The 18,429-nt window shown below is 52.8% G+C and carries 16 protein-coding genes; 7 read left to right on the forward strand and 9 right to left on the reverse strand.

Annotated features, from left to right (window positions below):
* Positions 1-438: 438 nt before the first annotated feature.
* Positions 439-1,377 carry a hypothetical protein gene (locus ACJJIJ_RS17585; protein ID WP_444938028.1) on the forward strand — a complete coding sequence of 313 codons (939 nt, stop codon included), beginning with the start codon at positions 439-441 and terminating at the stop codon, positions 1,375-1,377.
* A 174-nt stretch (positions 1,378-1,551) separates the two neighbouring features.
* On the opposite strand, the gene ACJJIJ_RS17590 is transcribed toward ACJJIJ_RS17585, so the two are convergent.
* Complete coding sequence (locus ACJJIJ_RS17590; protein ID WP_252083860.1) at positions 1,552-2,052, reverse strand: TIGR02444 family protein; 501 nt, start codon at positions 2,050-2,052, stop codon at positions 1,552-1,554.
* Positions 2,053-2,161: 109 nt separating this feature from the next.
* Here ACJJIJ_RS17590 and ACJJIJ_RS17595 point away from each other — a divergent pair, with 109 nt between their 5' ends.
* Positions 2,162-4,078, forward strand: a complete 1,917-nt coding sequence (locus tag ACJJIJ_RS17595) for an ATP-binding cassette domain-containing protein (RefSeq protein ID WP_444938029.1) — start codon at positions 2,162-2,164, stop codon at positions 4,076-4,078.
* Positions 4,079-4,166: 88 nt separating this feature from the next.
* On the opposite strand, the gene ACJJIJ_RS17600 is transcribed toward ACJJIJ_RS17595, so the two are convergent.
* Entirely contained in the window at positions 4,167-5,063 is an 897-nt protein-coding gene (locus tag ACJJIJ_RS17600) for an outer membrane beta-barrel protein (protein WP_252083862.1), read from the reverse strand.
* A 202-nt stretch (positions 5,064-5,265) separates the two neighbouring features.
* On the opposite strand from ACJJIJ_RS17600, the gene ACJJIJ_RS17605 reads away from it, so the two are divergent.
* Positions 5,266-6,270 carry a hypothetical protein gene (locus ACJJIJ_RS17605; RefSeq protein WP_252083863.1) on the forward strand — a complete coding sequence of 335 codons (1,005 nt, stop codon included), beginning with the start codon at positions 5,266-5,268 and terminating at the stop codon, positions 6,268-6,270.
* A 90-nt stretch (positions 6,271-6,360) separates the two neighbouring features.
* Here ACJJIJ_RS17605 and trmB read toward each other — a convergent pair whose 3' ends face one another.
* From trmB to ftsY, 6 genes are all read right to left on the reverse strand, one after another.
* Positions 6,361-7,152 (reverse strand): tRNA (guanosine(46)-N7)-methyltransferase TrmB, encoded by a 792-nt coding sequence (gene trmB, locus ACJJIJ_RS17610; protein WP_444889047.1) that lies wholly within the window; start codon positions 7,150-7,152, stop codon positions 6,361-6,363.
* 63 nt (positions 7,153-7,215) lie between these two features.
* Positions 7,216-7,593 carry a DUF423 domain-containing protein gene (locus ACJJIJ_RS17615; RefSeq protein ID WP_444938030.1) on the reverse strand — a complete coding sequence of 126 codons (378 nt, stop codon included), beginning with the start codon at positions 7,591-7,593 and terminating at the stop codon, positions 7,216-7,218.
* A gap of 103 nt (positions 7,594-7,696) precedes the next feature.
* Positions 7,697-8,551, reverse strand: a complete 855-nt coding sequence (gene rpoH, locus ACJJIJ_RS17620) for an RNA polymerase sigma factor RpoH (protein WP_252083866.1) — start codon at positions 8,549-8,551, stop codon at positions 7,697-7,699.
* A gap of 237 nt (positions 8,552-8,788) precedes the next feature.
* A complete protein-coding gene (gene ftsX / locus ACJJIJ_RS17625) occupies positions 8,789-9,805 on the reverse strand; it encodes a permease-like cell division protein FtsX (RefSeq protein ID WP_444938031.1) in 1,017 nt (338 codons plus the stop codon).
* Positions 9,786-10,472, reverse strand: coding sequence for a cell division ATP-binding protein FtsE (ftsE, locus tag ACJJIJ_RS17630; RefSeq protein WP_252083868.1), 687 nt, complete (start codon positions 10,470-10,472; stop codon positions 9,786-9,788). The genes ftsX and ftsE overlap by 20 nt, the downstream gene beginning before the upstream one ends.
* A 40-nt stretch (positions 10,473-10,512) precedes the next feature.
* Positions 10,513-11,655 carry a signal recognition particle-docking protein FtsY gene (ftsY, locus tag ACJJIJ_RS17635; protein ID WP_444939590.1) on the reverse strand — a complete coding sequence of 381 codons (1,143 nt, stop codon included), beginning with the start codon at positions 11,653-11,655 and terminating at the stop codon, positions 10,513-10,515.
* A gap of 268 nt (positions 11,656-11,923) precedes the next feature.
* Here ftsY and rsmD point away from each other — a divergent pair, with 268 nt between their 5' ends.
* From rsmD to ACJJIJ_RS17655, 4 genes are all read left to right on the forward strand, one after another.
* On the forward strand, positions 11,924-12,523 hold the full coding sequence (gene rsmD / locus ACJJIJ_RS17640) for a 16S rRNA (guanine(966)-N(2))-methyltransferase RsmD (RefSeq protein WP_252083869.1): 600 nt from the start codon (positions 11,924-11,926) through the stop codon (positions 12,521-12,523).
* A 96-nt stretch (positions 12,524-12,619) separates the two neighbouring features.
* Positions 12,620-13,096: a pantetheine-phosphate adenylyltransferase gene (coaD, locus tag ACJJIJ_RS17645; protein WP_252083870.1), complete on the forward strand. Its 477-nt coding sequence runs from the start codon at positions 12,620-12,622 to the stop codon at positions 13,094-13,096.
* Positions 13,097-13,158: 62 nt separating this feature from the next.
* Positions 13,159-14,877, forward strand: coding sequence for a gamma-glutamyltransferase (gene ggt, locus ACJJIJ_RS17650; RefSeq protein ID WP_444938032.1), 1,719 nt, complete (start codon positions 13,159-13,161; stop codon positions 14,875-14,877).
* A gap of 156 nt (positions 14,878-15,033) precedes the next feature.
* Positions 15,034-16,671, forward strand: coding sequence for an NAD-dependent malic enzyme (locus tag ACJJIJ_RS17655; protein WP_444938033.1), 1,638 nt, complete (start codon positions 15,034-15,036; stop codon positions 16,669-16,671).
* Positions 16,672-16,693: 22 nt separating this feature from the next.
* Here the strand turns inward: ACJJIJ_RS17655 and ACJJIJ_RS17660 are convergent, their stop codons facing one another.
* Positions 16,694-18,373, reverse strand: coding sequence for an amidohydrolase (locus ACJJIJ_RS17660; protein ID WP_444938034.1), 1,680 nt, complete (start codon positions 18,371-18,373; stop codon positions 16,694-16,696).
* Between the last annotated feature and the right edge of the window lie 56 nt (positions 18,374-18,429).

Raw genomic sequence — 18,429 nt, forward strand, 5'->3', positions numbered from 1 at the left:
CCGTATTGCGTTTATAGATTCGCGCTTGACCTTGGTCCAACGCCAACAGCGGTATTTCAAGCAACTCTGTTCCGGCCCTAAGCCACCAGGCGCACAGTTTCCGCCAGTGCGCCCAAGTCTAACCCAAGGCGACTCCCAGTGCATACTGATGACGCGCACACTGTGCAGGACACCACATTCCCCTTGCTGGTTCCAGCCGCTTCACAAAAAATCTGCAGACAACGCTTTTTTCGCAGTACACGGCATACATTTTTTTTAAAAACAGCGCTATTATCGGCCAGTAACCGGTTATTGTTCTGGACTGTTTGAAGTGCTTTTCAGTTTGGGGCAGTGCGCGGTGCGCATATCTCTTGCTAGAGCGGTATCCATCGTATTTAAAGGAAGAAGAGCGCACTATCCGGAAGTGCCAATCGATAATAAACGTCAGGACATTTACTCATGGCTGCCAAACCAAAAGCTGTCAATCCGGTTGCAGAGCTGGAAGCACAAATTTCCAAACTCGCCGCAAAACTGGACAAAGCCCGCAATAAGAAAATCACCGATGCCGGCAAAGCGGTACTTAAGGCCGGAAAAAACCTGACCTCAGCAAAAGACAAGCTGAGTAAGGCAAAGGACAAGCTGGGTGAAGCCCGCGCTAAGGCGAAAACCACCAAGACGCCCGCAGCTCTAAAGCGTGTGGAAAGCGCTAAAAGCAATGTAGAGAAATTTAACGAGGTATTTCAACGGGCTAAGCAAGCTGCTGCCGACGCCAAGTATCTGCAAGCCAGAGCCAAAGCAGAGCTCAAAGCGGCGGAAACCGTACGCAAAGTCGCAGCCAAAACGGAAAAAGAGCTGCTTAAGACTCAGCCTAAGGCGAAAAAACCCACCGCCACTAAGCAAGCCACCAGTAAAACCTCTGCTAAGTCTGTAAAAGCTGGCACGGCAAAATCTACGAGAAAGACGGTAGCAGCAAAGGCCAGCGAAAAGAAAGCTGCTGCGAAAAAGACGAGCACTGCTAAACCGTCTAAGAAGGCAGCAGTTAGTAGCACAAAGAAAACCGCTACCAAGCCGGCAAAAACTACCACCGCGAGCAAGCAAAAAGTAGCAAAACCCGCCAGCAAGAAAGCTACCCCAACTAAAGCCGCAACAGCGACAAAAACTTCTGAAGTTGCTAAACCTGAGCAGGTAAAGGCCAAAGAAGGAAAGCCGCAACAGGAAAAACCCAAGCAAGCTGCACCCAGTGAAAGCAAAATTCAGGAAAAACCCACTGAAGAAGCAAAGAACCTGGCATCTGATGAGCAGCAAAAACCACTGGAGCAAACTCCACCAACACCATCGATTACGCCAACTACACCGGCCAATAGCCTGTTTTCCACAGAGGGTCACCGTGGCGAATAGGCGCTCCTAATACTTTGTAAACAGATTGGCACCCGGCCGGTTCTATTAGGGTGGGTGCCAAGTAGCCAGTCCATTACGGTGTAATTTATTGGAAGTATGGGATTGGTAGTAGGTAGAAACCTTCCAGTTTTATTGGCAGCACACTGTGTTTGCTAAAGCCGCTGCCTGAAAAATTCAGACGGCATCCAGATTTTCGACCGAAGCCATAAAGCTCTCAATTAGACCTGCCCAGTGAACCTGATCTTTTTGTAAAAGCCCATATTGCTGCCCCGCAAGCTGTAGCGCAGGCTTATCTCCCGGCCATGCCTCCAGGCAAATTTTCCAAAGTGCCGCCAACTGCAAGCGTTCCAAGTTCAATTCATAACGCTTACACATTTCGTACACACGCACTGTATGAGGGCGAAAGCGCCCTAGTAAGCGACGCAGGTGGCGTACACTGATAATCATTCTACGACGCGGTGCCAAACCGCGATCAGCCACACGCCACCCCTCCTCACTCAACTGGTGTCCACAAACCGCTGCATAGCTAGCCCAAAGCATTAAACACACGTCGGCCCCCTTCGTGTCCTGACAGTCGAGCAAGAAGTCTTCAACCCCTTGATGACGATAGAAGTCCAGACTGAACTGCCACAGTGGGTTTTCCTTGGAAGAGGATGGAGGTGTGCTATCTGTCACGTTAAAATCCAGGCCCTTTGCGGTTCGGCGCGCTCAAGCGGCGGCGAATACGTACAAATACGTCGAATAGCCTAGCATTCATCGGCCTGTTCATAAGAGGTTTTTTCCAGTGATTAATTTGCAAGGTGTCTCCCTGCATCGAGGCGAGCGCGACCTGCTAAACGGTGCAGACTGCCGTATATTCCCCGGCCACAAGGTGGGAATTATCGGCGCGAATGGCTGTGGTAAGTCAACGCTGTTTAAGTTGCTACTGGGTCAACTGGAAAGCGACGCTGGACAGGTGGATATCCCCGGCGGCTGGCGAATTGCTCATATGGCCCAGGAGGTGGAGGCTAGCGATCAGTCGGCCCTCGACTATGTACTCGACGGCGATCGGGAACTGCGCAACCTGCAAGACCAGCTCAAAAAGGCTGAAGCCAGCGGGGAATCCGATGGCCACAAACTGGCCGAGCTGCACGAGCGTATGGCCAGCATCGACGGCTATAGCGGGCCCGCGCGTGCCGCACAGTTACTCGACGGCCTGGGTTTTGCGCACTCGGAACAACAGCGCCCGGTGCGCAGCTTTTCCGGTGGCTGGCGCATTCGCCTCAATTTGGCTAGAGCATTGATGTGCCCCGCGGATTTGATGCTGCTGGACGAACCCACCAACCACCTGGATCTAGACGCGACCCTCTGGCTGGAACAGTGGCTACAGCGTTTCCCCGGCACCCTGTTAATTATTTCCCATGATCGCGATTTCCTCGATGCAGTGGTTGATGGCATTGTCAGTTTTGAACAGCAAAAGCTCGTGCTTTATAGCGGTAACTACAGCGCCTTCGAACGTACACGCGCCGAGCGCTTAGCCCAGCAACAAATACAATATGAAAAACAGCAATCCGAACGCGCCCACATGGAAGACTTTGTGCGGCGCTTTCGCGCCAAAGCCAGCAAGGCCAAACAGGCGCAAAGTCGTTTAAAGGCATTGGACCGCATGGCACAAATCGCCCCAGCCCATGTGGACTCACCCTTTCACTTCACCCTGCCATCTGCGGATAAAACTTCCAATCCGCTGATCGACCTGCGCGAAACTGATATCGGCTATGCCGACAAAGTGGTCGTGAGGAAAGTACAACTGGGTATTCAGCCCGGCCGCCGTATCGGCCTGCTCGGTCCCAATGGCGCGGGTAAGTCATCGCTAATTAAAACCCTTGCCGGCGAGCTTGCCCCCAAGAGCGGTGAGCGCCAGTGTGGCGAACATCTGGCTATTGGCTATTTTGCCCAACACCAGCTCGAAGCTCTGGATGGCAAGGCCTCTCCTTTATTACACCTGCAACGACTGAGTCCCGAGGCCAGTGAGCAGTCTCTGCGCGACTTCCTCGGCGGATACGGCTTTATTGGCGACCGGGTCTTTGAAACCGTAGCCGGCTTTTCTGGTGGAGAGAAGGCCCGCCTAGCATTGGCGATCCTCGCCTGGCAAAAACCCAACCTACTACTGCTCGATGAGCCCACCAACCACCTAGACCTGGAAATGCGCCATGCTCTTACCATGGCCCTGGCTGAGTTCCCCGGTGCGGTTATTTTGGTATCCCATGATCGCCATCTACTCGCCAATACCGCCGATGAATTTATTCTGGTTGCAAATGGTCGTGCGGAACCCTATAGCGGTGACCTCGAGGACTACAAACAGTGGCTACTGGGTTTTAACCGGGAAAAGCGGCGTGAGGAAAAATCAGTAGAAAGCGGTGATAATCAGGAAAAACCTGCAGAAGATAAAAAGGCCCAACGCCGTGCCGCTGCCGCCTTGCGAGAACAACTAAAACCCCTGACCAATAAATTAAAAAATATTGAGCGGCAAATGGCCGCAACAGAGGAAAAACTTCAAAAAGTTCAAGGCAAGTTGGCCGATGAACAACTCTACATGGGAGGTCAGCAAGATGAAATTGCACGTCTCAATAAAGAGCAAACCGAATATCGCGAAGCTCTCGACCTTCTGGAAATGGAATGGCTGGAAATTTCCGAGCAACTTGAGCAATTGCGCGGGGAGTAACTAGACCGTTTGTCTATCAAAATAGCTCCTGGAGGGCATCATCACCGCCCTCCAGGAGCTACCCCGGAAGCCTTTAAAAACGCATTAGCTATCTGCGAATACAGCCATATTCATCCACGGCGGTGCCGACTGGTGTATTCGGGCACTGATCGATATAGGCCGGCACGCCATCAAAGTCGATATCCATGGGGCAGCCATCGGGGCCAACATCCACACCTACCGGGGTCTGTGGGCACTGATCGGTTGCATCGATAATCCCGTCCGCATCCTCGTCGTACCAAAAGTCCGGATACTCGATCCACTGGTAGCCAATCGCAACGCTGGCAAAACCATCCAACCCACCGTGATCCACCCCCTGAAAAAGTCGCACATCCGCACGGGCCTGCCAGCGGGGACCGAGGCTATATTTTATCCCCAGACCAAGATTGACCATGGTTTGGCGATCATGCCAGTTGCACAGATATCTCCGGTAGGGGTGCCAGTCAGGATATTTATAACCATGTTTATACCGATATTTACAGTCGTAACGTTCTATCCCATCCTCGTCCGTGTAATATCTCCTGTAACGTTTTTTCGGCGCTTTATCATAATTAATGCGCATCTCGCCAACGCCAAAAGCCACATATGGCTGCCAACAAAAATCACCACAGAATTGCCCACCAAATTGGTAGAGTAGGTCCAGGTGGTAATTGTAAATCTCGAGTTTTTCGGGAAAATCATCCACTCCAACAATAAAGTAATCGACCACCCCCTCCATCGCCCAGTAGTTGGTCATATTAAATCCCAGGCCACCACCACCACCGGTGGTATCCTGCAAAGTCAATCCGTGAAAAGGGGTTCCGTTTAAACGGTCACTGTTAAACCAGTATTTACCGCCATTGGCATAGAGATTGAGGGTACCGACAAAATCGGCCGAAACATTACTGACAGAAAAAAGCAATACAGCACCGCAGAGGATTGAAATGGAAGTATGGCATTTACCCATTACTGACACCGAAATCTTTTTAAAACCATCCCCCTTTCAATTTTTATTAATTTGATTAACTACTTTAAATTCAAATTAATTCGGTTATCTTTGTGTTATTTGTTCTGCATTTTTAATAAAACTACTATTTAATGCCGCGCCCAATATGAAAATCATAGACGGGAAATAAAAAATATACTTATAAACAGCGGAGAGTTAACCGATGCTGGCGCCAAACATAGATAACTACGTAAGAAACCTGGTTCGCCCAGAGTTGATTCAAACTTCGTGCCGCCCACCAAAAACTATTCGAGAATACGCCACCGATTTTCAACAAAATTCTCGCTGCAGTTGGAAGTACAGCCGCAGTAAAGATGGACTAACCCGAATTGATCAGTTAGTGACTCAGGCTGCACTGATCCAGACTCTGGATTACACCCGCATATCCAACACATCCCAAAGCCTTATAGAGGCAATGTATACCTGGTTGACCGGCTTCAATCCCTCTAACCCGGTACAACAGCTCACCTCGGATGGTATACAGCGACGTCAAAACGCCATTACCACATTGCTGGGCGGCGCCTATTGCTGGTATCGCCAGGCCAGTGAAGCCGCATTGTCAGAACCTTTGGCTCTGGGCAATATTCAGAACCACAATGACATCCCTTTCAATCTGTATCGTTATCGTTTTAGCCGCTCGGGTTTTAATCTGCATATGACACCGGGACGCCTGTACCGGGGGGATACCCGGCCGCCGCAAATGCTGTGGCAGTCAGGGGGATTTTTTCCAAAAATGGATAATAACAACCGCCACGACCCCCATCTCGGTAGCGGCGCTTCCTGCCAGGTGATATCCAGTACCGACGACCCCAACGTGGTAGCGCGCTTTGCCTGGCACAACAAAACTTACTGTCCGGTGCGTTACTACTACCTGCACCAAACCGACAGGGTGGATAAAGCCATCGCCGGATTTGTCTATGAGTTCGACAAAACTGGACATGAATGCGTTGAGGTCGCCAACGTCACCCCCGGTCGTGAGGTAGCCTTCCTGGCAATACCCAACCAATATATTCGCCGCTTCCGCATGCGCTACTATGCCGGCAGCCAAAACAATATCGTGTTATCGGATTGGATGTACTACAACGAAAACTCGGTAAGAAATATTCGTATCACCGCAGACAAACAGCGCTGGGAATCTTTCAAGAAGAACTGGCAGCTGTACGTTTAAAGAAAGGGTGGGGTACTGCCGTAGGTGGGGGAGAACGCCGACTTACAGTCGGCGCTTATTGCTAAAACTCTCCAAGTGGCAAATTGGATGTTATTCGACCTCCGGTGCCGGCTTGGAAGGCTTTTCAACAGTCTCTTCGCTCGGCGCTAGGGCAGGAGCTTCTCCGGGCAGGCGGCGGTACACCAGATCCCAGACACCGTGCCCAAGGCGCTGGCCGCGGCGCTCAAACTTGGTTTCCGGGCGCCACTCTGGACGCTCGACATAGTCATCATTGGAGGAGGTATTTTCCAGCAACGACTCCGCTTGCAACACTTCCAGCATATGCTCGGCATAATTCTGCCAGTCCGTAGCCATATGCATAACACCGCCGGTTTTCAGCTTGCTGCAAATCAGGCGCACAAACTGCGGCTGCACGATGCGGCGCTTATGGTGCTTCTTCTTATGCCAGGGATCGGGAAAATACAATTGGAACCTGTCCAGAATGCCATCCCCAATGCAGTCATTCAAAACATCCACCGCATCGGCCATATAAATTTTGAGATTATCAATCCCGGCTTTACCGGCATTGTTAATCAGCCGACCCACACCGGGAGGATGCACCTCAATACCAATAAAATTCTTATCCGGTTCAGCCTGGGCCATGGCGAGCAGTGAGTCGCCCATACCAAAACCGATCTCCAACACAAGCGGAGCCTCACGGCCAAATGCCTCAACTGGATTCAAAGGGCCATCGAAGAGCGACAGACCATATTTTCCCCAGTAAGTATCAAAGGCGCGGCGCTGCCCCTCAGTCATCCGCCCCGCACGAATCACGTAGCTGCGGATAGATTTTTTCTTGTACTCGGTGCGGTAGGGAAACTCTTCCGCGGATTCGTCTTGCATTGTTCGCGACCTCTTATGCGAAGCGGTTTTCTCTTATTCGGGTTTTGATAGGCGACAGCCCGGCTATTTGGGGGTATTCACGGCGGCAATAAACAGTGTCACCCAGCCGGCGATCATCAATAACCCACCAATCGGTGTAATCGGCCCCAGCCAACGCGGCCCACCCAGGGTAAGGGCGTAGAGACTACCGGAAAAAAACACCAAGCCAAATATAAAGAAAGCGCCGCTCAGAGTGAGTGACAGACGTTCTCCCCAATTCTGTATCAGCAGCGCCACAGCCAATAGCACCAGGGCGTGGATCATCTGGTACTGCACACCGGTCTTGTAGGCTTCCAATAGCGGCTCGGCGACCTTGCCACGCAGGCCGTGTGCGCCAAAGGCACCGAGAGCAACGCCACTGGCGCCAAATAATGCGGCGAGTAGAAGGTAAACTTTAGCCATGGCTTATCCCATTTTTTTGCGCCCGACGAAGCGGGTCCATGCATCGCAGAAATAAAAAAACCGCGCTGCTGCGCGGTTTTTTCCGAACTGCCAAAGTGCGCTATCAGGCCTCCATAGCCGCACGCACTTTTTTCATGGCGTTCTTCTCCAGCTGACGGATACGTTCGGCGGAGACTCCGTATTTATCTGCCAACTCGTGCAGAGTGGATTTCTCCTCGCTCAGCCAGCGTGCCTGGATAATATCGCGGCTGCGCTCGTCGAGCTGCTCCATAGCATTGGCCAGACTGTTGAAGCTGGTTTCCTGCCAGTTATCCCGCTCCAACTGAGCTGCCGGGTCATAACTGCGGTCTTCCAGGTAGTGTGCCGGCGCTTGCCAGGCGGTGTCGTCATCGTCGTCCACCCCCGCATCAAATGCGGCATCATGAGCGGCAAGGCGGCCCTCCATCTCATGGACCTGGGCGACATCTACATTCAAATCTTTAGCCACCGCCTTGGCTTCATCGTTGCTCAGCCAGGCCAGTTTCTTCTTCTGACCACGCAGGTTGAAGAACAACTTGCGCTGTGCCTTGGTGGTAGCGATCTTCACGATGCGCCAGTTGCGCAGGATAAATTCGTGAATTTCCGCTTTGATCCAGTGCACCGCAAAGGAGACCAAACGCACCCCTTTCTCGGGGTTAAAGCGTTTAACCGCCTTCATCAGACCAACATTGCCTTCCTGCACCAGATCCGACTGGTTGAGTCCATAGCCAGAATAAGACTTGGCGATATGTACGACAAAGCGCAGGTGGGACATGACCAGTTGGCGGGCCGCGTTAATATCTTCGCGATAATAGAGGTCTTCTGCCAGGCGCTTTTCTTCCTCCGCGGACAGCACATCGAAGCTGCTGACGGTCTGGATGTAAGCTCCCAGGTTGGCGCCCGGAGACAGCGTATGCACTGGCTGTAGGCTGGTTCCCATTCAGGTTTCTCCTCTCATTATTAGTCGGCCGATTCCAGCGGCCGCTGTCGTCGGACACTTTATCCGGCAACAGGCTGGACTCAGTGTAGCACTTGCACGAGCGGTTAAGAAAGTCCGCCGCCAACTGCCGTATTCCCTTGTATTGCAGCCGTTTAGAGGGACCAAATCCCAACTAGGTTCCCCAATTCGCTACAGCTTTACGCTTCTTGGCTAAACCAAGGCGTGTAAACACTCGTCTCAGCTGGGTTCGATCTCGCGCAAGTGACGGCCCGTCGCCAGCCAGGCCCCCAGCAGCCCAAGCAAAGCAGCGCCACCGATAAGGCCAACAAAATAGCTGAAACCGGGCCCCACTAGGCTGTAATTACTACCGTAGCTAGAGGAGAGGCTTGAGATCGGCCCGGACAATAGCAAAACCGCTCCCAGTAACAGAGCCCATGCCAGCAGTCCGCCAAAAGCCCCATAACAGAGACCACTATAGAGGAAAGGTCTGCGCACAAAAGCATTTGTGCCACCCACAAGCTTTACTACCAGGATTTCCTCCCGGCGGCTTTCAATGTGCAGGCGAATCGTATTGACCACCACCAGGATAACCCCCAGCGCCAACAGCAGCGCGAGCCCTGCGGACATCCGTTGCCCCAGCTCCGTCAGCTGGGTTAGGCGCTGCACCCAGGCCAGATCGAGCACCACCGAGTCACTCAGGGCGTGCTCCTGTAGGTTATCCACAATGCGCTGCAATTTTTCGCTGTTATGGGTATCTCGCGGGCGCAGCAGCAATACTGCCGGCAGAGGGTTGGCATCGAGCCCCACCAGGAGGTCGCCGAGCCCGGAAGCCTGCTCGAATTCCGCCAGCGCCGCTTCCGGAGAAATATAAGTCACCTCTGCGATGGCCGGGTCGCTGCGCAGTTTGGCGGCGAAGGAGTCTACTGCCGTTTTCTGCGCTCTCTTATTGAGAAATACTGAAATCTGCGGCTGGCCATCCCAGCCGGCCACAGCGCGCTGAAAATTTGCCAACCCAAGTTGCAAAGCGGCGGGCAGAGCCAGGGCGATAGCGATTACCAGGGCGGTCATAGCACTAGCCATGGGCGTAGCGAAAAAACGACGCAGGGATTCCCGCGCTACCTGGCGATGGTGGTCGAGCCAGGACTGCCAGCGATCCGAAATACCGGTGCGAGCAGCCACTGCGCCACTGCTACGCGGGCGCTTTTCAATGCCACTGCTCGCCGGGCGCTGGGCTCTAGACTGGGTGTGCTTCACGGCTCGGGACTCCGTCGTAGATCAACTGACCGGCTTGCAGGGTCAATACCCGCCGGCGCATGCGCGCTATCAATTCCAGGTCGTGGCTTGCCACCAGTACAGTGACGCCCACAGCATTAAAGTCGGAAAACAGTTGCATGATCTCCTGTGACAGCTGAGGGTCCAGATTACCTGTAGGCTCATCCGCTACCAGGATCGCCGGCTTGTTCACTACTGCGCGGGCGATACCCACCCGCTGCTGCTCCCCTCCAGACAGGGTAATGGGATTGTGTTTCTCCTTGTCCAGGAGGCCTACCTTGTCTAGAGCGGCGCGCACCCGGCGGCCCACTTCGCGTTTGCTGCAGCCGGCCACTGCCAGTGGCAGAGCGATATTGTCGAACACACTGCGATCAAACAGCAGCTGGTGGTTTTGAAAAACGATACCCAGGTTGCGGCGGTAATAGGGGATCTGGCTATTTCGCAGGCGGTTGAGATTCTGCCCTGCGACCAAAATCGAGCCTTTAGTGGGGCGCTCGATGGCGGTCAACAGCCGCAAAAGTGTGCTCTTACCCGCACCTGAATGACCGGTGAGAAACACCATATCGCCGCGGGGGACTTCCAAGCTGATACGCACCAGGGCGTCCTGCCCCGATGCATAGCGCTTATTCACATTGTCAAAGGTGATCACGATTTTTTTCTTGTTATTCCCTAAGAGGGTTTAGTAGCGATCAAGCGGTATCGCGGCCAAACAGCGCCGAGACAAATTCGCGCGCGCGGAACGGCTGCAGATCCTCAGCCTGTTCACCCACACCGATAAAGCGCACAGGAATACCGAAACGCCGCGCCAGGGCAAAGATCACGCCACCCTTGGCGGTGCCGTCAAGCTTAGTAAGTACCAGGCCGGTGACACCGGCCGCCTCGCGGAATTGCGCAGCCTGGTTAATTGCATTCTGGCCGGTGCCGGCATCCAGCACCAATAGCACCTCGTGGGGAGCGCTGGGATCCAGCTTGCCCATTACGCGGCGCACCTTGGTCAACTCTTCCATCAGGTTGGACTTGGTGTGCAGGCGGCCGGCTGTATCGGCGATCACCACATCAATACCACGGGCCTGGGCCGACTGGACTGCATCAAAAATTACCGAGGCGCTGTCCGCACCGGTATGCTGAGCCACCACCGGCACATCGTGGCGCTGCCCCCAAACCTGTAACTGTTCTACCGCAGCGGCGCGGAAAGTGTCGCCGGCGGCCAGCATCACCGATTTGCCCTCGCCGAGGAAACGGTGCGCCAGCTTGCCGATGGTGGTGGTCTTACCAACGCCGTTAACGCCCACCACCAAAATCACATAGGGCTTTTTACTGGTATCCAGCACCAAAGGCGCGTCGACACTGTCGAGCAGCTCTGCCAACTCCTGCTGCAGCGCTTTATAGAGCGCATCGCCATCGGCCAGCTCGCGGCGCGAGACGCGCTCAGTGAGGCGCTCAACAATTTCACTGGTGGCCTCGACACCCACATCTGCCATCAGCAGCTGGGTTTCCAGCTCTTCCAACAGATCTTCATCGATTTCTTTGGCTCCGAGGAACAGGTTGCCCATGCCCTCGACAAACTGATTGCTGGTGCGGCTGAGCCCGCGGCGAATACGTGCAAAGAAACCCTCTTTCTTTTTCGCTACGGGTTTTTCCTGCACGGGGGTGGGCTTGGGCGCTGGCTCCTGAACCCGAGGAGCCGGTTCTGACGCTGCTGCTTTAGTATCGGCTGGCAACTCAGATTCAGGGCTAGACTGAATTTCGGGCTGCGCATTGGCTGTACTAGCGGGCGATGGCTCAACAGCTTCTGTGGAAGGTTCCTGCACATCAGCAGTCGCTTGTTCCATCTCTGGAGCGGGCGCCTCTGCTGACTCGGCAGCGGCCTCCTGGGGTGCAGCGGGCTCTTTATCGGTGACAGATGGCTCCTGCCACTCTTCCGCCGGGGCCTCCTCTGGTGAGCCAACCGCTTCGGCCTGCTCCCCTTGGGGCTCGCTTTGTTCGGGCTTGCGCTTTTTCTTTTTGCGCAGGAAATCAAAGATCATTCGTTTATCCGGGTGTACCGCTTGCAGAAAGACGCTAATCTTAGCATCGCTAAGCCCCCAGTAGAGAGTTACCTTGGCCAGAAGTTCATCGCGCAAGCAAAGCACACAGCCCCTTTCCCAATTGCGCATCATCGGAGGGCAGTGGCGCGGGCGCAAATTGCAATTTGCCCCGGTTGAGGGATTGAGACCTACCGGCGATCGCCTGCGCGAAACCCTGTTCAACTGGTTGCAGTTTCACCTACCTGGCGCACAATGCCTCGACCTCTTCGCCGGCTCCGGCGCCCTGGGTCTGGAATCTCTATCCCGTGGCGCGGCCTCAGTAGATTTCGTCGAACTGAATCCCCAGGCTGCACGCACCCTAAACCAGCAACTCCAGCTACTCGAAGCCACAGATGGCGAGGTGCATAACTGCCGGGCAGCAGATTTTTTGGTCGGTGGCGGCAAGCCTTACGATATTGTCTTTATCGATCCGCCCTTTGCAGACGATTTGTGGCAGGAGAGTCTCGGCGCTCTCACTGGCAGGCTCTCAGAAGGCGCTCTGATTTATATCGAGACACCCCGAGACACTGTTATTTCTGCTGCGAACGACTGGTCGTTAATCAAGGAAAAGCGCGCTGGTCAGGTCTGTATGCGACTGTTTCGTAATAACTCCGATACAACCACAGAACACTGACCGGTCAGCGGGTCAGGTTAACGCATTCGGTTTTGAGCCTTAGCCGTAAATTGTTTACCATTCGCATCCCTTTCAGCCCGCATTTATCCTTGGCGTATGAAAAAAGTTGTCTACCCCGGAACTTTCGACCCAATCACCAATGGTCATCTCGATTTGGTGGAGCGGGCCTGTCGCCTGTTTGACCACGTCATCGTGGCCGTAGCCGCCAGTAATCGAAAGAATCCTTTATTTACACTGGATGAGCGGGTGGAGCTCTCCCAGCGCGTACTCGGCCACCTGCCCAATGTGGAAGTCATCGGCTTCGATATCCTGCTGGCTGACCTGGTGCGCCAGGTGGATGCCTACGGGGTTCTACGCGGCCTGCGCGCAGTATCCGACTTCGAATACGAGTTTCAGCTGGCTAATATGAACCGCCAACTGGCGCCGAATATGGAAAGCCTGTTCCTGACCCCAGCAGAACACTTGTCCTATATTTCTTCCTCTTTAGTTAGAGAAATTGCCTCTCTCGGTGGAGATGTCACAAAATTTGTTCCAAGTGCTGTACAAGCTGCACTGGAAGAGAAATTCCGCTAACTCCCGAATTGGTTATTTCTGATACACTCGAGCGGATTTTTCCACAATCCGCGGAGTGTTTCGTGCGTCACATTCTCCTCGCTCTCGCCCTTGTTCTATCTCCGGCCATGGCCGATGAGCCGCAACCGGAAGTCGATACCGGCCGCAGTGCAATCAAGTCTGCCACGGCCAAATCCTATATGGCGGTGACCGCCAACCCCCACGCGAGTCGCGCCGCCGAACAAATCCTCGCGCAGGGCGGTAGTGCCGTGGATGCAGCCATCACCGCTCAGTTGGTGCTCGGGTTGGTGGAGCCCCAGTCATCGGGTATTGGCGGTGGCGCCTTTATGCTGAGCTACGACGCCAAAGATAAACAGCTGCGCTATTACGATGGCCGGGAAACCGCTCCGTCAGAGGTGGATGAAAACTACTTTATGCACGACGGTAGACCGCGTTCATTTATGCAGGCGGTTATTGGCGGCTACTCAGTGGGCGTCCCTGGCGTCATCCGCATGTTGGAAATGGCGCACCAGCGCGATGGCAAACTGCCATGGGAAGTTTTATTCCAGCCAGCCATCCAGCTAGCCGAAAGCGGCTTTGAAGTCTCTCCACGTCTGCACAAATTGTTGAGCAGGCTACCCCATGTAGATGCAAGACCGGCGATCGCCAGTTATTTCTTTGACAGCGACGGCAGGCCCCTGCCGGTGGGCCACCGGCTGAAGAATCCGGAATATGCCCGCACCCTGCGCATGATTGCCAGCGATGGTGCGAACGCTTTTTATAAAGGAGAGATCGCCGAGGCGGTCGTCAAGGCCGTCCGCGGCGACACTGAAAACCCCGGTCTGCTCAACCTTGAGGATATGGCCAATTATCGGGCCAAACTGCGCCAGCCTCTCTGTTCCGCTTTTCTCGAATACCGGGTCTGTGGTGCGGATGCCCCCTCATCGGGCGGCACCACCGTGGGCGGTATTTTGGGCATGCTGCAAGCTTTTCCCATCGCTGAAATGGAAGCCGGGGACGACCTGCTCACCCATTTGTTTATCGAAGCCTCAGAACTGGCCTTTGCCGATCGCAACACCTATTCGGCCGACTCGGATTTCATCAGTGTGCCCAGTAAGGCTTTGGTATCCCCCGCTTACTTGAGCGAACGTGCGACACTCATTGACCCTGACAGCGCCAGCATAGCCAAGCCCGGCAATCCGAACACTGGGGCGACCAAGCGCCTCACGGCCCAATCACCTGAGATGCCCAACACCAGCCATTTGGTCTTTGTGGATCGCTACGGCAATGGCGTCAGCATGACCAGCAGCATCGAAACGGGCTTTGGCTCTCGCCTGCTGGTAAAGGGTTTTCTGCTGAATAACCAGTTGACCGATTTTTCCTTTACCCCAAAAACGGCCGAAGGGCAGTTGGTGGCGAATCGTATCCAGGCCGGCAAACGACCTCGCTCTTCCATGTCGCCAACGGTGGTATTTAATAAAGATGGCAGCCTACGCCTACTGGTGGGCTCACCCGGGGGGTCACGTATTATCGACTACACCGCCCGCACCATTCTCTACCACCTGGGGCTGAATATGCCCATTGCCGATGCCATCGCAGCCGGCAACATTGGCGCTATCGGGCGGCGTGTCGAACTTGAACCCGGTTTCTTTAGCCAGGAAACCATCAATAAACTCAGGGCACGCGGGCACGAGGTCGTCGAGCGCGATCTCAACAGCGGCATTCATGCAATCGCGGTAAAAAACAATACACTCCACGGCGGTGCCGACCCCCGCCGGGAAGGTAGTGCGCTAGGGCACTGATTTTCTGGAGGAGGCATATTGCATGCCTCCTCAAAACCATCCCCCCTAGAAAGCTGCCATTCATAAACCAGCTTTCCGGATAGCGTGCCCCTTCTTTAGAGTGGTCCATACTTCCTCCTAACTAGCGTAAGCCAAAACGCAACTGGAGGGCCCCTCTTGGACCACCGCAAAGTAGATGCCACTGGCATCGAACTCCTGCACGACCCCAGCACCAATAAGGGCACTGCTTTTACAGAAGCGGAACGCAACAAGTTTGGCCTTAACGGCCTGATTCCCTACGCTCTGGAAACCATCGAAACCCAGGTAGAGCGGGTGATGATGCAGCTGAGCCACAAACATTCGGATATCGATCGATTTGTCTACCTGACCGGTCTACTGGATACCAACGAGACGCTCTTTTACCGAGTGGTGATGTCTGATCCGGTGCGCTTCCTTCCGATCATTTACGACCCCACTATCGGTGAAGCCTGTACCAAGTTCAGCCATATCATGCGCAGGGTCAGGGGTGTCTATCTGTCTATTGCACAGAAGGGCAGTATCGCCGACTCCCTGTCTCACTGGCCGGACCGGGACATTCGATTTATTTGTGTCACCAATGGCGGACGAATTCTGGGGCTCGGGGATATCGGCGCGAATGGCATGGGTATCCCCATTGGTAAACTGCAGCTTTACACCGCCGCCGGGGGCGTACCGCCAGAACATTTACTGCCACTCTTTTTAGATGCCGGCACCGATAATGAACAAGTACTCGCAGACCCACTCTATGTAGGCCTGCGTCATAAACGCCCGGATACCGAGACGCTTTACCGTTTTGTGGATGAATTTGTGGACACTATCCAGCAGCGCTATCCACATTGCTGCCTGCACTTTGAGGACTGGACCGGTAGTGACGCCGTCCACCTGCTGCAACGATATCGAGACAGGGCCTGCTGCTATAACGATGATATCCAAGGCACTGCGGGTATTGCCCTGGCCGGCATGATCAACGCCCTGAAAATCAAACAGGGCTCGTTAAAGGATGAAAAAATCTTCTTCGCCGGTGCCGGCTCTGCCGGCATAGGGCTTGCAGATTTATTTGTGAGTGAACTGGTCAATGAAGGGCTCTGTAAGGAAGAGGCCCAGGCCCGCATTATTATGTTCGATGAAAAGGGACTGCTGGTAAAAAGTCGTGAAGACCTTTTCGACTTCCAGCGCCCCTACGCACACGACCAATCCCCAACTTCACAATTATTGGAGGCCATAAAAACTCACAAGCCAACCACCTTGATTGGCGTCAGTACTGTTGGTCAATTATTTACCCAGGAAGTCGTGGAAACTATGGCCGCACACAACCCGCGACCCATTATTTTTGCTCTGTCCAACCCAACCGAACATGCCGAATGCAGTGCGGAGCAGGCCTACAGTTGGAGCCAAGGCCGAGCCATCTATGCCGCCGGTGTACAATTCCCCAAGGTCACACTGCATGGAAAAACCTATTTGCCAGGCCAAGCGAATAATTTATATATCTTCCCCGCGGTAGCAATGGCAATTTATGCAACAAGTGCTAAACGTGTGCCCGATTCACTATTTATTGAGGCCGCCCGTGGAGTTGCTGAGCAAGTTGGTCAAGATCTGCTGCAGCAGGGCTGTCTGTTTCCGCCACAATCAAAAATTTTAGAAATATCCCAAAATACAGCCGCAAAAGTCAGCAAGAAAATCTTTGAACTTGGGCTCAGCACACTGGAGCCGCCAAAAGATTTTTTAGAATTTATAGAAAAACATACTTATAAAGCTGAATATCTTTCTTATATTTGAATTTAACCCAATGCAACAAAGGTCAGAAGGTGTCTAGTTGTATTGATCTTGGTTCATTGTCTGAATTTCTTAAAGATTTCCGGTCAAACACCAAGCGTCCCTTATAAAAAGTCTTTATCACTTTGGCTTCATCAACCTGACTTTTAGAAACATTAAATATATTTCTATCTAAAACAATAAAATCAGCCCACTTACCCTTTTCGATACTGCCCGTTTCCTTTTCCAAGCCTCCAGAATAGGCAGCATTAATTGTAAAAGCCTCAACCAGGTCATCAATAGAAATTCCTAGATTTAACCCCCGATAAATAACCGCCATTGGATCCACCATGCCACGAATCTGAGAGGGGTCAGAAGATAATAAAGAGACACTCATGGGAATATATTTTTCTCCACCCTCTAAAACTCCACCCCCAGTTGAACCTTCTCGGCCGCTATACAATAGGAAAATATTTTTTGGCTGTACAAATACGGCACTATGCATCTGGGAAAGCTGATCCAGAGTGGACTCTTTATCTAAAGAAGCATTAACAATTGCATTGCGTATTTTGGTGCCCCCCCCCTCCAACTTTCCCAGTATATTTAAAGCTTTATCAGTTTCCTCTTCTCCAGAGACTAAAATCTGTATGGGAAATTGGTGAGCATTAGCCCTTTGCGCCAAGCTAATAACCTCTTTAATCGAACCAGAAGTTCTTGAGATTGGTTCAGTAGTGATCCATACCTCTAAATTTTCCGGCAACCATCCAATATAACTTATCGAAATCAGTCTAAAGTCATCAATTGTTATTTGACTAACTTTTTGCTGCAACGAACTAAAATCTTTGTCGGAAAAATCTGTACTAACCGCCATTGAGGCCAGCACGCGAAAACCCATGGGTTCAATTTCGGATATTTGATCAAAATAACGCTTTTGACCTTCCTCATCTTTTAATACAACAACGGAATCATAGAGACTTGTCACACCATTACTAACCGCTAAATCTTGCATACTGAGCAAGTCTTTTCGGTAATCTCCGTTTCTGTCCTGCGGGATCAATTTCTCTATTAGTGCGACAGCGCCAGGACCCCGCAACCAACCAGTAGCAATGCCGTGTTCGTTTTTTTCTATGAAACCATTAGGAGGATTCACACTATCGTTATTAATTCCTGCGGCAGCCAGACCTTCTGAATTTGTCCAGATATTGTTTCGGTCTGAAGAAAATAAAATAATCGGGATCAGGTCATTAATTTGATCGAGAATCCCTTTGTGCGGAGGCTCAACAGAAAATGCCTGCAAATTCCAACCATCACCCACAATCACTTGCTGTTGCGGATTCTCTCGAATATAACGCGCTACCGCAAAACGGTAATCTTCAATGGAGCCTCGAGAAAATAAGTTGATTCTGGATGCCGCCCCCCGAATTTTTGCCCTTTGGAAAAAGCCAGGTAAAACCAGCTTACCATTCAGATCTACAATTTCAGTATCCCCGCCAATATAAGCCTCAACACCTGCTTCAGTGCCGACAAAGACAATTCGCCCACCCCTGATTGCCATCGCCGCAGCAATAGATCGGGCTTTATCCGCGGTATAAATAGTGGCGTTACGGACAATTAACTGAGCGGGCTTGCTTGGAGTGGGATTGGCGGTGGGAATGAAGCCCACGCTCTTTTCTAGAGGATCACAGGAGAGGAGCAAAAGAATCGATAGCAAACTGAATAAACGCATATAGCTTCCCACGGATTTGCCCTATCCCCTCAATTTTCCACTGTGGAAAAATTCAG

The sequence above is a fragment of the Microbulbifer mixtoriginis (SeqCode) genome (assembly GCF_052467945.1).

Coding starts and splice junctions, on each gene's coding strand:
- ACJJIJ_RS17585 (WP_444938028.1), top strand. CDS start 439: ATGGCTGCCAAACCAAAAGCTGTCAATCCGGTTGCAGAGCTGGAAGCA.
- ACJJIJ_RS17600 (WP_252083862.1), bottom strand. CDS start 5,063: ATGGGTAAATGCCATACTTCCATTTCAATCCTCTGCGGTGCTGTATTG.
- ACJJIJ_RS17605 (WP_252083863.1), top strand. CDS start 5,266: ATGCTGGCGCCAAACATAGATAACTACGTAAGAAACCTGGTTCGCCCA.
- trmB (WP_444889047.1), bottom strand. CDS start 7,152: ATGCAAGACGAATCCGCGGAAGAGTTTCCCTACCGCACCGAGTACAAG.
- ACJJIJ_RS17615 (WP_444938030.1), bottom strand. CDS start 7,593: ATGGCTAAAGTTTACCTTCTACTCGCCGCATTATTTGGCGCCAGTGGC.
- rpoH (WP_252083866.1), bottom strand. CDS start 8,551: ATGGGAACCAGCCTACAGCCAGTGCATACGCTGTCTCCGGGCGCCAAC.
- ftsY (WP_444939590.1), bottom strand. CDS start 11,655: ATGGAACAAGCGACTGCTGATGTGCAGGAACCTTCCACAGAAGCTGTT.
- coaD (WP_252083870.1), top strand. CDS start 12,620: ATGAAAAAAGTTGTCTACCCCGGAACTTTCGACCCAATCACCAATGGT.
- ACJJIJ_RS17660 (WP_444938034.1), bottom strand. CDS start 18,373: ATGCGTTTATTCAGTTTGCTATCGATTCTTTTGCTCCTCTCCTGTGAT.